At 35.6% G+C, this 14,432-nt stretch carries 6 protein-coding genes; 1 reads left to right on the top strand and 5 read right to left on the bottom strand.

All coding sequences use genetic code 11. The features are described from left to right. Nucleotides 1–103 precede the first annotated feature (103 nt). From EG348_RS17290 to EG348_RS17270, 5 genes are all read right to left on the bottom strand, one after another. Entirely contained in the window at nt 104–1,540 is a 1,437-nt protein-coding gene (locus EG348_RS17290; RefSeq protein WP_123984219.1) for a serine hydrolase, read from the bottom strand. Between the two features lie 279 nt (nt 1,541–1,819). Further along, nucleotides 1,820–3,385: an ABC transporter permease/substrate-binding protein gene (locus tag EG348_RS17285; RefSeq protein WP_123984218.1), complete on the bottom strand. Its 1,566-nt coding sequence runs from the start codon at nt 3,383–3,385 to the stop codon at nt 1,820–1,822. Further along, the gene (locus tag EG348_RS17280) at nt 3,382–4,299 is read right to left on the bottom strand and encodes an ABC transporter ATP-binding protein (protein WP_123984217.1); all 918 of its coding nucleotides are present in this window, start codon (nt 4,297–4,299) and stop codon (nt 3,382–3,384) included. The genes EG348_RS17285 and EG348_RS17280 overlap by 4 nt, the downstream gene beginning before the upstream one ends. 9 nt (nt 4,300–4,308) lie before the next feature. Next, a complete protein-coding gene (egtB, locus tag EG348_RS17275) occupies nt 4,309–5,481 on the bottom strand; it encodes an ergothioneine biosynthesis protein EgtB (protein WP_123984216.1) in 1,173 nt (390 codons plus the stop codon). 19 nt (nt 5,482–5,500) lie between these two features. Next, complete coding sequence (locus EG348_RS17270; protein ID WP_123984215.1) at nt 5,501–6,484, bottom strand: L-histidine N(alpha)-methyltransferase; 984 nt, start codon at nt 6,482–6,484, stop codon at nt 5,501–5,503. Nucleotides 6,485–7,413: 929 nt separating this feature from the next. On the opposite strand from EG348_RS17270, the gene EG348_RS17265 reads away from it, so the two are divergent. Next, entirely contained in the window at nt 7,414–14,412 is a 6,999-nt protein-coding gene (locus tag EG348_RS17265; RefSeq protein ID WP_123984214.1) for a type I polyketide synthase, read from the top strand. Nucleotides 14,413–14,432 lie beyond the last annotated feature (20 nt).

Raw genomic sequence — 14,432 nt, 5'->3', positions numbered from 1 at the left:
TATTGACTACATCTGATGATGTATATCATAATTGCAATTTTATCAATTGATTGTCGAAAAAAGTCATTAAATACACCCTTTAACGAATTGAATTTTTTACTAATTATTCATTCAATTGTTTCAAAACATTTTTCCCGTTTTCGTTATCAGGATTGAGTTTTACAGATTTTTCGTACATTTTACGGGCTTCATTTTTGTTTCCCATTTTCAACAGGACTTCTCCATAGCTGTCATAGGCGTTCGCGCTGTCAGGATATAAATAAATGTACAATTTAAAAATCTCGTAAGCATCATTAAGTTGATTAGATCGGGACATCAATCGGTACCCCCAATCATTAAGTTCAGATTCTCCTGGATTGAAGTCAGGATTATTTTTCTTTTCTGACTTTACAACATCAATCGCTTTGTTGAAGCCTTGTTTTTTAAGATTTATTCTAAGATAAGTTATAGGATCAAATTTAGTAATATCAGGATTATAAACTCCGGCAAGTTCTTCCAAGAAATCTTCGGGAGTGCTTCCCATCAAGTTTGTAAAGACAATTACCGCCAGATTATCATCAGGGTAAACTAAAAATGCTGACCTTCCGCCGCCTGACATTCCTATCGCATTATGTTTGGCTCGGAATTTTGTTATTCCCCATCCCAATGCCCAAGATGTTGAAGTTCCGTCATTCATTTTTATGGGCGACCACATTTTCGTTAAGGTTCTTTTATTTTTAAAAAGCTCTTGCTTTTGTAAGGAAGTGATCCATTTTGCCATATCTTCAGCAGAAGTATTTAGTCCAGATCCCGTTCTGGTGTAATCAGGAAATACATGATAATCATTGAATAGCTTTTCTTTATCCAATTTTTTTCCATCGATAAAGCTTCTGCTTGAATACGTAGGCGCAAAATTAGAAATAACATCTCTTGAGTCTCCAAATACCGTTTTTTTCATCCCAACGGTTTGAAATTGTTTGGTTTTAAAAAACAGATCAAAAGGTTCACCGCTTACTTTCTCAATTATTTTTCCAAGTAAATAATAGTTGGTTTGATTATATCTGAATTGTCCTCCTGTTTTGAAATCCATTGGAAGCGCTTTAATTTCTTCCCAAATTTGTTTTTCCGGCTTCAATGCTGCTCCGGTAAGAGGATCAAACAATCTTACAATATCCGGAAAACCGGAAATATGTGTCATCATCTGCTCAACCGTAACGGGTTGCCATTTTTCAGGAAGATCAGCCAGATACTTGGATATTGGAGCAGATAATTCTATTTTACCCTCTTCCACCAATTGCATTACAGCAACGCCCGTAAAAACTTTAGTGCAAGAATTAATTGGAAAAATGGTTGCATCAGTAACAGGAATATTATTCTGAACACTTGCCATTCCGTATGATTTTTTCAAAATAATTTTACCGTTTTGAACCACCGCGATCTGTAATCCCGGAATTTTTCGCTCATTCATTTCTCTTTTAATGATAGCATCAATTTCTGATTCTTTTTGAGCCGATAAATAAGAAGAAAACACAGAAAAGATCAATAGAAAACAAAATTTCATAGTTATTTTTAGTTATAAGACAACTTTGAAAATGATTCTATTACATCCATTATAAATATAATTTAGGTATTCTATATTATTAAACTTTTTATTTTAACCACAAAAGATACAAAAGCTATTTGCACACTTAATTTTTGTATTATTAGAGGACAAAGTTATTAAGAGAATAAAAATTAAATATTCTTAAAACTATTGTGCTCTTGTTTACTGTTTTATAGATAAACTTAAAATACTAATTTGTTAATCCTTTGTATCTTTTGTAGTTAAAATAAAAAATAGTTACTTCGAATCTATATAATTCTTTAGATCCGATATACTTTTAATATTCAAATCTTTAGATTGCTTTCTGCGCATCATTAATGCATAAGAATTATTAAAACCAAGTGGTTTCAGCCATTGAATTCCGTATTGTTTCTGAAATTCTGAATTAACATAACTATAAGTTTCATCAGGACTCTGGCTTACCTTTTTAATCGTTTGTTCGTTTGGTTTTAATAGAACTAAAAGCCCGGTTCCTGTATATTCGGGATAAAAATCGATGGCGTCATTCATCAAAGCATCAAAACAGATTTTGGTGCCTCCCAACCCTGTTTTTGTTTCTACTTTATAGTTGGTATTGCCTTCAATCAGCATTTTATAAATTTCTGTGAGAATATACTGCTCACCGAAAATCTTTGAGCCGATTCGTATTGTTCCCAAATTTCCCTTTCTTGAAATTTTATATAAATTGTTTTTAACTAAAAAGTCTTTGGCAATTTTTTCTGGTGTCTGATGTAAATAATCAGATTTATAATTTAAATCCGTCATAATTGAATCATTAAATTTACCTGATAATAAATTCAATGTTTTCTCTAATTCAGGAAACTTCTCTAATGTTTTAGTTTTAATGATCGGCGCAGCAAAATACGGCGGAAATATTTTTTTATCATCATTCAAAACATACAAATCAAAAGCTTTGATTCTACCGTCTGTAGAGTATCCGCTGATCAGATCCAACTCTTTTTCATAGGCTGCCTTGTACATAATCGCATCGCTTACTACGACAGGATTTATATTCAACCCATACACAGAACGAAGACCGAGATCGCCGTCTTGTCTTCCCATAAATTCGGGCGTAAAACCGGCTTTAAGTTTATTTCCTGAAACAGAAGTCAGAAGATAAATGGCTCCGACAATAATCAAAATTGCAGGAACAATATATTTTAGTTTTTTAAATAATCGATACCCAGATTTTTGTAAAACAGCAATCGCCTGATCCAATAAAACCGCCAATAACGCTGCCGGAATTGCGCCTGCCAAAATCATGTTAGTATTATTTAATGAAATTCCACCAAAAATAAATTCACCCAAACCGCCTGCAGCGACAAATGAAGCCAAAGTTGCGACTCCGACATTAATGACGGCTGCAGTTCTTATTCCGGCAATGATAACGGGCATCGCCAAAGGGATTTCAACTTTAAAAAGAAGCTGGGTTTTATTCATCCCCATTGCTTTTGCGGCTTCAATAACAGTTGGGTTTACTTCTGTAATTCCTGTGTATGTATTTCGAATAATCGGCAAAAGAGCGTAAATTAATAAGGCTGCGATGGCTGGTGTAGCACCAATTCCAAAAGCAGGAATCATAAAACCTAACAAAGCAATACTGGGAATAGTCTGCAAAATCCCGGCAACGCCAAGAACAGAACTGGAAAGTTTTCTTTTTCGGGCAATTAATATTCCTAAAGGTACGCCTACGATAATCGCTAGAAATAATGACAAAAAAGTAAGCCCAAGATGTTGAGTAATCTGGGTTAATAGTTTTTCGTGCTGTTCAATTATAAATTGCCAAAGACTTTGCTGCGTCATACGATCTGTAATTTTCTGTATTCATTAAATGCTTTGATCAACATTTCGTAATGCGTTGTATTTTTATGATCTGAACTTAATTTTTGTAAAGCATCCCAGACACTTGTAGTTTCCGTAAAATTAAATTCATCAAATAAATTTTTGAGATTAAAATCATTAACATACTTTAAAGTCGCTACTTTATATTCTAATAATAATCTGTTTTCGGCAAAAAAATCTGCGACAAAATCATTTTTAGGTTGATAAAGCATTTCTTTTGGCGTTCCAATCTGAACAATCTCTCCTTTATCCATTAAACATATCCGATCTCCCAATTCAAAAGCTTCTTGGACATCGTGTGTGACCAAAATAATGGTTTTATTTTTAAGCTCTTCCAATGATTTAAATTCTGAATGAATATCTGCTTTCGTGATGTTATCTAATGCTCCGAAAGGCTCATCCATTAACAAAATTGGTGAGTTGGCGATCAAAGCTCGGGCAATTCCTACTCTTTGTTGCTGACCACCGCTTAATTCATTTGGAAAACGGGAAAGTATATCTCCGGAAAGATGAAGTTTATTCAATAATTCTTCCGTTCTGTTTTCTGTCTTTTTTTTATCCCATTTTAATAATTCTGGAACAACAGCGATGTTTTGTTTAATGGTATAATGAGGAAATAATCCCGAATGCTGCATCACAAAACCGATTCCCATTCTCAACTCTTCTACTTTCTGATCGTGAATATTTTTACCATCAATCAAAACATTCCCGGAATCTGATTCTATGAGACGATTGATCATTTTTAGCGTTGTCGTTTTACCACAACCGCTGGTTCCGAGAAGTACCAAAACTTCTTTATCATTTACATGAAAAGAAATGTTGTCAACTGCCGGTTTTCCGTTAAAATTCTTTGAAACTGAATCTACTGTAATCATTGGCAAAAATTATTGGGCAAGTCTGATTCCTGTGAACTGCCATTGTAAACCCGTCTGGAAAAAATTGCGGTATGTATTTCGGCTGTGTCCCAAAGGTGTCGCTTCAGAAGCACCACGCAGAACCATTTGATTCACCATAAACTTCCCGTTGTATTCACCAACTGCACCAGCTTCTTTTTTAAAATCAGGATACGGTAAATAGGCAGAATTTGTCCATTCCCAACGGCTTCCCCAATTGAAATGACAGGAAGCAACTTCCCATTCTGCTTCGGTTGGTAAACGCATTCCTTTCCAGGACGCAAAAGCTGAGGCTTCAAAGAAGTTGATGTGACAAACCGCTTCGTCGAGGTCTAATTCCTGCAAGCCATTCAACGTATAAAACATCCATTTATCATCAACAACATGCCAATATAAGGGATATTTTGCATGATTTTGCTTCACCCAATCCCAACCTTCGGCGTGCCAATGTTTAAAATCGGAATATCCTCCCGCTTCTATAAACTGTAAATATTCTCGATTGGTAACTAACTGATTGCTAATTTCAAATTCATTCAAAAAAACTTTATGCCTTCCTAATTCATTATCAAAACAGAAACTTTCTCCATTAAATCCAATTTCATAAATTCCTTCTGGAAAACTAAGCATTTCTACATGTTCTGCATGTTCTTCTTTAATAATCTTCTCTTTTTTATACACCGGAAAAAGCGGATTATGACCTAAAATATATTTAATATCAGTAATCAATAATTCCTGATGTTGCTGCTCGTGATTAAGTCCAAGTTCAAGCAACGGCTCAACATCTTCCGTCATAAATGCACTTTGAAGAAAGGCTTCCATGTGTTCGTCAACATATTTTCTATACTTATAAATATCAGAAACAGACGGACGACTCAAATTTCCGCGATCGGTGCGGATTACCCTCGCTCCTATCGTTTCATAATAACTGTTGAAAACAAAATTATATTGAGCATCGAAAACTTTATAATCCGGAAAATTGGGTTGCAAAATAAACGTTTCGAAAAACCAAGTCGTGTGACCGAGATGCCATTTGGGCGGACTAATGTCTACAATTGGCTGTACGACGTAATCTTCGATTTCTAAAGGCGCGCATATTTCTTCAGAATACTTGCGAATATCTGTATATTTTTTAACTAAATCTGCTGTGATGGTATTTGGTGTCATGTTTTTAGCTTTTAATTTGTTATTTTACTTGCCAGACGGTATCTACAAACCATTTTTTGGAATCCTTAATTTCTCCGATCATTTTAAAACCGGATTTTTCACTCAATTCCTGTATTTTTTCGGGTGAAAATTTTTGTGAAATTTCCATATCTATTAGCTCATTTTCTTCAAAGGGAATAGTTTCATTTCCGATGGATACGTTTTGATCTTTTAAGCTTACCAAATAACTTTTACAGGCTCCACTTATCGGATCATAAGTCTGATAATGTTGAAATTGTTCCAAATCAAAATCTGCATTAAGTTCAGTATTGATACGAGTCAGAAGATTAAGATTAAAAGCTGCTGTGAAACCTTGTTTATCATTATAAGCATTTAAAATTGTGTGAGGATTTTTCTTTAGATCAAAACCTATCAAAACAACATCTTCTGAAGCTAAATTTCGTTTTAGATCCTTACAAAAAATTTCGGCTTCTTCAAGGCTCATATTTCCTATATTGCTTCCTAAAAATAAAATAACCTTTCTTCGCGAAGACAAAGAAGCTGCTTCTTGAAGCATTTCAAAATACTCACCTTCTAATGGTATAATTTTCAAAGACGGGATTTCATGGCTCAGTTTTTCATTTAATATCGAAAGAATATTTCCTGAAATATCAATCGGCATATACGTGAAATCGGTTCCTTTTTCTACAAGATATTTAAGTAAAAATGTAGATTTCATGGCGTCGCCTGCTCCCAGTTCAATCAAATCAAAAGATTGTTTGTCAGGAGTAATTAAATTGGCAAGATCTGCCGTTTTATTTTTAAATATATCCAACTCAGATTTGGTGAGATAATATTCCGGCATAGCCATAATTTTCTGGAAAAGATAATCTCCCTTTTTATTGTAAAAATATTTTGAAGATAACTTTTTGGGCATGCTTTTTAAGCCCTCTAAAACATCAGACCGAAAACCGTCAATGTGATGATTTTCCACCTGAGAATCTGGATTTAACCGTAAGTTCATATTTTATATTTTGTGTGGTTATAGGTAACTACAACTATCTTGCCGTCAACATCACTCTTAATAAAATTTACAGTTCTCTATAATATTACCAGATTAAATATACCTTAATTTATTGAAAAACAGCGGTTATTTTAGATTAAACCATTCGACATACGTAGAATTTTCAACTATTTAATTACCTTAAAAAAGTTTTCTAATCATTTTTATTAATTGAATTTTAATTAAAAGATAACTTTTCTGTATTAATCCTTTTCTTCAAAATTAAAATTTCTAACCTTTTGACTTATAAAAGATAACAATTCTGTATAGTTTTTTGAAATTCATTAATTACTCCCTACTGATATATTATCTTTTTGTAATATAAAAAACAAATCTCCAATTAATGAATTATTTTATTATTTTATTTATATATTTGTTCAACATTATACAATTATAATCGATTATAATTGTGCAATTACACCGATTGTACCCGCTTTTTTTTGAGAATAAAAATATAAATAACTGATTTTAACAGTATTTAGATAATTCCAAACTCTTTTTTAAGAATTTATATAAAATTATCTATTTCATTGAAAATAAAACAGTAGTTACAATTTTTATTCTGTCGTAAAAGACAAACGTTTTCTATACCCAAAGTATATACGTCTTGTCATGAAACATATTGTTAACATTCAATAAACATCAACGAAATGAAAAATTTTGGATTAATTTATTTTATAAAGCCTGAAAACAATCTCACATGCAATAACCTCTTGGTTAATAGCAATTTTAACATTCCCAATATTAAAATATCACTGTTAAATTAACATAATATTTAAAAATATAATAATCAGACACTTTACTTTAGCATAGCGAAAATTGTTTTTAAAGACCTCAATTTTTAACGTTTTACTATGTAAAATCTGCTACCATTTCAATATATCAACACAATGAAAAACTTAACCATTTTTGGACTAACGCCTTTTGAAAAACCGGATGCTAACCTAATGCTTGCAATGCATCAGGCAGGCGCATTTCCCATCCTAAGTTTAGGGCACGAATTAACGACCGCACAGCAAGCGCTAAATCAGCTTGAACAGGCAGATATACCTTCTTATGGCATTTGCTTTTCTAATGATAAACTTATCTCACTTCAAATTTCAGAGAAGGTAAAATTTGCTATTCTTCCGTTTGGAACTACTGTGAATTCGATTTCGGATTTATCCATTATTTATCAGGTAACCAGCTTGAAGGAAGCCAGAGAAGCTGAAAAATCTGGAGCAAAAGGAATCATTATAAAAGGAAATGAAGCAGGCGGACTTGTCGGCTACGAATCAACTTTTATACTGTTTCAACGTATCATCAAAGAGATTAAATCTATTCCTGTTTGGTTACAAGGAGGAATCGGACTTCATACTGCAGCAGCGGCAAAAGCATTGGGAGCAACCGGTATTGTACTGGACAGTCAGCTTGCTTTGTTCCCGGAAAGTTCCGTCTCAAAAGATATCAAAGATCTCTGTTCAAAATTAAATGGAACAGAAACTAAAATTATAGCCAATCATCGTGTATTGGTAAGACCAAACTCACCTGCATTACCTGAAAATATAAGCGCGGCAGATCTTAGAAAACATTTTACAGATCTTGACATCACTAAGAGCTATATTCCTATGGGACAGGATATTTCCTTGGCAACAGACCTTTATGAAGACTTCAAAAATCTAAAGAAAATGGTTTTCGGATTTAAAGAAGCGATGTATGGTCATTTGAGACAGGCAAAAGTGCTTCAGGTCATTGATCAGGACAATATTTTAGCTAAAGATTTAGGCTTAAAATATCCAATTGCACAGGGTCCCATGACCCGAGTAACTGATGTTCCGGCATTCGCTAATGCTGTAGCAGAAGCAGGGGCTTTACCTTTTGTAGCCTTATCTTTATTAAAAGGTAATGCAGCAAAATCTTTGGTATTTGATACTAAAAAATTAGCCGGAGAAAAAACTTGGGGTGTCGGAATTTTAGGATTTGCACCACAGGAATTAAAAGACGAGCAAACATCTTATATTCTAGAAGCAAAACCGCCAATTGTTTTAATTGCAGGTGGAAGGCCAGCCCAAGCAAAAGTATTCGAAAAAGCCGGAATTAAAACATTTTTACACGTTCCCTCTCCTGCTTTATTAGATATTTTCTTAAAAGAAGGCGCTACCAACTTCATCTTCGAAGGACGCGAATGTGGTGGTCACGTGGGCCCGCTTTCTAGCACAGTTCTTTGGGAAAAACAAATCGAAAGAATTTTAAAAGAAGAACATCCTGAAAACATCAGCGTATTTTTTGCAGGAGGTATTCACAATGATTTTTCAACAGCTTTCGTTTCCATTATGGCTGCCCCATTGGCAGCGAGGGGTGTAAAAATCGGTGTATTAATAGGAACGGCTTATCTCTATACACAAGAAGCGGTTTCTTGTGGAGCCATTCAGGAAGAATTTCAGATACAGGCTTTGCAGGCAGAAGAAACTGTTTTATTGGAAACCGCACCGGGACATGAAACACGTTGTTTAGATACTTCATTTGCAAAATATTTTAATGAAGAAAAAACAAAACTAATCGCAGCCGGAACAGATAAAAAAGAAGTCTGGGAAAAACTCGAAAAATTAAATGTTGGTCGTTTAAGAATTGCTGCAAAAGGTGTAGAGCGCCAAGGCGATCAATTAGTTACTATTCCTAAAGAAGAGCAATTGGATTTAGGCATGTACATGATCGGACAGGTTGCTACCATGCATGAAAAAGTCATTACTCTTGATGAACTTCATCAAAATGTAAGTATTAACAATCAGAAATATATTCAGGAAGCTGAATTATCAGAAGTTCCTGTATCTGTAGAAAAACCATTAGACATTGCCATTATTGGTATGGAATGTATTTTCCCTGATGCAAAAAATTTAGAAGAATACTGGAAAAATATCATTCTTGGAAAAGACAGTGTAACAGAAGTTCCGGACGAAAGATGGAACAAAGAACTGTATTATCATCCAGATTCCAATGAAGCCGATGTTTCTCATTCAAAATGGGGCGGATTTATTCCGAAAATTGATTTCGATCCTTTAGAATTTGGAATTCCACCACAGTCTCTTGCTGCCATTGAACCTACGCAGTTATTAACCTTATTGGTTGCCAAACGCGCAATGGAAAACGCAGGATACGGTGAAAAACATACCAACCGAGAAAATATTTCTGTAATCATCGGTGCTGAAGGTGGTAATGACCTTGCCAACAGCTACAGTTTCAGAGGATTTTATAAACAAGTTTTCGGTGAACTTCATGAAGAAGTAAAAGAAGCATTCCCTCATACTACAGAAGATTCTTTTCCCGGAATTTTAGCGAATGTTATTGCAGGGAGAATTACCAACCGTTTAGATTTAGGCGGAAGAAATTATACCGTAGATGCGGCTTGTGCTTCGTCTTTAGCGGCTCTTGAATTAGCGTGTCAGGAATTGATCTTAAATAAATCAGACATGGTTCTTGCCGGAGGTGCTGATTTACACAATGGAATCAATGATTACCTCATGTTCTCCAGCACCCACGCCCTTTCCAGAAAAGGCAGATGTGCAACCTTCGACAGTGACGCAGACGGAATTGCCCTTGGTGAAGGCGTTGCTATTTTAGTACTAAAAAGATACGAAGATGCCGTACGTGATGGTGACCGTATTTACTCTGTTATTAAAGGGGTTGGAGGATCTAGTGACGGTAAAGCTTTAGGTCTTACTGCCCCTAGAAAAATCGGTCAGGTTCGTGCGCTGGAAAGAGCATATACTCAAGCCGGTATAAGTCCGGCGGCCGTTGGATTGGTGGAAGCTCACGGAACAGGAACTGTTGTTGGAGATAAAACGGAATTAAGTGCTCTTACGAATTTATTTAGTCGTTCGGGAGCTTTGCCGGGACAGACTCATTTAGGTTCAGTTAAAACTCAGATCGGACATACAAAATGTGCGGCGGGATTGGCAGGATTGATTAAAGCTTCTTTAGCGGTTTATCATGGTGTAAAACCTCCTACCCTTCATTTGCAAAAGCCAAATGCTTACTATAATCCTCAAACCAGTCCGTTTGCTTTTTATGCAGAAAGCGGATTATGGAGCGAAAAAAACCGTTATGCGGGAATCAGTGCGTTTGGATTTGGGGGAACCAATTTCCATACGGTTATTGCGAATCACCCTAAACAAGATGATCCTGCGGTATTGCAGTCTTGGCCTTCTGAATTATTTGTATTCCGTGGAGACACCTATGACGATGCTAAAATTCAAATTAATCAAATTAAATCTTTACTTGAAGTTAATGACAGTATCGCCCTAAAAGACATTGCTTACAGCTTGGCCATAAATTCAGAAAAACAGGTTCAGTTAAGCATTGTTGCCGATACCGCAGAGCATTTGATGATGAACATCGAATTGGCTTTATCAGGAATTGAAAGCAAAGACACTTTTACAGTTAATAAAAAAGACGGTAAAGTAGCATTTTTATTTCCCGGACAAGGCAGTCAGCGCATCAATATGGCTCGTGACCTGTTTGTTGCTTTCCCTGAAATGCGAAAATTGATCAATTCATATCCTGAATTGGTAAAAGTAATTTTCCCTTCAAAAACTTTTGATGAAGCAACTTTAAAACAGCAAAAAGAAACGATTAAAGATACCCGATTGGCACAACCTCTTTTAGGAATTGTTGATCTTGCCTTAGCTAAATTCCTACAATCCATCGGCATTGTTCCCGATATGTTGGCAGGTCACAGCTACGGAGAATTACCGGCCTTGTGTTTTGCAGGTGTATTTGAAGAAGAAAAACTGGTTGATTTAAGTATCAAAAGAGCTCAATCCATTTTAGACTCAGTAGAAGGCGGTGATCCGGGTGCTATGATTGCGGTAAGTTCTACACGAGAAAATTTAAAGCCAATTTTAGATACCGTTGAAGGTTGCTATCCAGTAAATTACAACGCTCCGACGCAATGTGTGGTGGCAGGAAGTACAGAAGCCATCAACAAATTAATGGAAGTTCTAAAACAAGAACGTATTTCTGCTAAAAAACTGGAAGTTGCATGTGCATTCCACAGTCCGTTATTGGCAAAATCTAAGGGATTATATGAAACTGTATTACATGACGTTCCATTTAATGAAATGCAGATTCCGGTTTGGTCGAATACAACAGCCACAACCTACCCGACCTCAGTTTCAGAAATAAAAGAAAGATTAACAGACCATTTGGTACAGCCTGTAAGATTTGTAGAAGAGCTTCAGGCGATGTACGAAGACGGCGCAAGAATATTTATCGAAGTTGGCCCAGGAAAAGTATTGGCAGGATTAACAAAATCTTGTTTAGATAAAGAACATGTAACGCTATCCGTAGAAGACAGTAATGGTAATAAATTGACTTATCTGCTTTGTATGCTGGCTCAATATTTGGGGACGGGTCGTAATTTTAATATCGCTAAACTTTTCGATGGTCGTAATGTTCAGTTAATTCAAATCGATCAACCAGAATTATACAAGAAAAGCCCTGCCATCTGGCGTGTAAACGGACAGGCTGCACATCCAACCAATGGCATATTGCCTGCCAATGGTGCATTACCAATCATAAATCCACTTCAAATGAACAATTTTACGAATAACCAAGCTCCTGTGATTGAAACTCAATCTAATACCGAACGTATGTTGCAGGAATATTTAGACAGCATGAAAATGATGATTCAGGCGCAAAGAGATGTGATGCTTACTTTCCTTGGACAGAATCCTCAGGTACACCAGACTCCTGTCGTTTATAATGCTCCTGTTCAAAACATTCCGACTCAGAATGTCCAAGCTCAGATTGTTTCTGCTCCAAATAATGACGGTGCTGAAAAAACAGTTATCATTCCAATAAAACAAGCTCCGACAAATGATATTAAAACACTTTTACTACAGGTGGTAAGCGATAAAACGGGCTATCCCCACGAAATGTTGGGCATGGAAATGGACTTGGAAGCAGATTTAAGTATTGATTCAATTAAAAGGGTTGAAATCATTGGAACACTGAAAGCTGAACTAGGTTCTTTCTCTTCAAATACATCCAATGAAGACTCCATCATGGAGCAATTGGCTGGAATTAAAACATTAAACGGGTTAGTTTCCTGGTTAACAGAATATTCAGGAGCTACAAACACAGTAGAAAAAGTTGGAGTTATAGAAACTGCCACTTCAACTACTCAAAATCATACTGCCTTTTCTCTTAAAGAACTTCAAAATGCTATTTTAAATATCGTAAGTGAAAAAACAGGTTATCCGAAGGAAATGTTAGGCTTAGATCTAGATTTGGAAGCTGATTTAAGCATCGATTCCATCAAACGTATGGAAATCATCGGTGAGCTTAAAACCAAAATTGGTTTCGGTGAAGATCTAGAACAAGCTGACGATCTAATGGAAAAATTAGCTGCGATTAAAACATTGAATGGACTGGCTTCATGGATCAACGAAATGAGCGGAAACAACAGTCCGGAAACTGAAAAAAATCAATTGTCACGTCTCCGTTTTGATTTGACTCCGACCAATGTTTCATTAATTGAGAATAATGAAATTCTACAAGGAAAACGTTTTGCCATAACTCAAAATGACAGCACCCAGACATCAGCCATCAAAAAAGAGCTTGAAAAACATGGCGCTATTGCAGAACTCGTAGATACAGAAAAGGATTTGTCAGATTTTGACGGATTAATTATACTTGATCTTTTCTCATCTTCGGTTAAGCACAATATCATCGATCATGTTGATTTAATCAAAAGATTAGACCTTGATAAAGCAAAATGGATCTATCTGATTTCCGACACTACGGCTCATGTTCAGGAATTGACGGACACTACCCTTTTGCGTCATTACAAAGGACATCCGGGACTTTTCAAAAGTTTAGCCCGTGAGTTTGAGCAGACGAATTGCAGATTAATCAGTCTAAGTTCTCCTCAGCAAATCGATCAGATTGCAGAAATTACTTTAAAGGAAATCTTATCGACTGATAAACCTTCCGAGGTTATTTATAAAAACGACCAAAGGCATAAAGTGGATATCATCCCATCGCCTTTGTCAACAGGGTTGAGTGAAGCACAAATTCAATTAGATCAGGAATCTGTTGTTCTAGTTCTTGGAGGCGCGCAGGGAATCACTTCCGAACTCGCAAAACACATGTCACAGGCTTATCCTTGTACATATATTTTGGTGGGAAGATCAGAAGATCCTAGAAATCAAGCAACGAATAAAGAATTAGAAACATTTAAAACAAAGGAAGAAATAAGAGCTTATCTTATAAAATCAGGAACATTCAATTCCCCTTCTGAAATCGAAAAAGAAACGATAAAAGTTTTCAAAAACAATCAGATACTGCGCACCATCCGAGATATGGAGCAATTGGGAAATACGATTGTTTATCAATCATTGGACCTTTGTGATGAAGATGGTTTATCTGAATTCATCAATTCTATCTATGAAAAATACAACCGTTTAGACGGGGTAATTCACGGTGCAGGTCTTTTAGAAGATAAATTATTCAAACAAAAAACAACAAGTTCTTTCGGACGTGTATTTGACACTAAAGTAAAACCGCTTCGTGTTTTGGCAGAAAAACTTCGTACTGATTGCCAGTTTGTAGTGTTGTTCTCAAGCATTGCTTCGGTGTATGGAAACAAAGGTCAGACCGATTATGCTGCTGCAAATTCTGTATTGGATGATTATGCAAATGCTTTAAATAAAAAATTAAAAGGAAAAGTAATTTCCATCAACTGGGGACCTTGGAAAGGCGCCGGGATGGTTTCGCCAACATTAGAAACAGAATATGAAAGAAGAGGAATTTCTTTAATTCCATTGGAGCAAGGCAAGGAAATTTTCCTGAATGAAATAAAATATGGAACTGAAAGTCAGGTATTAATCATGTCTGGAAGTAACTGGTAATCTCTGTTTTAAATTGAACG

This window comes from Chryseobacterium sp. G0201 (genome assembly GCF_003815655.1).
Classification (GTDB): Bacteria; Bacteroidota; Bacteroidia; order Flavobacteriales; family Weeksellaceae; genus Chryseobacterium.
This window is presented reverse-complemented; position numbering and strand designations above follow the sequence as displayed.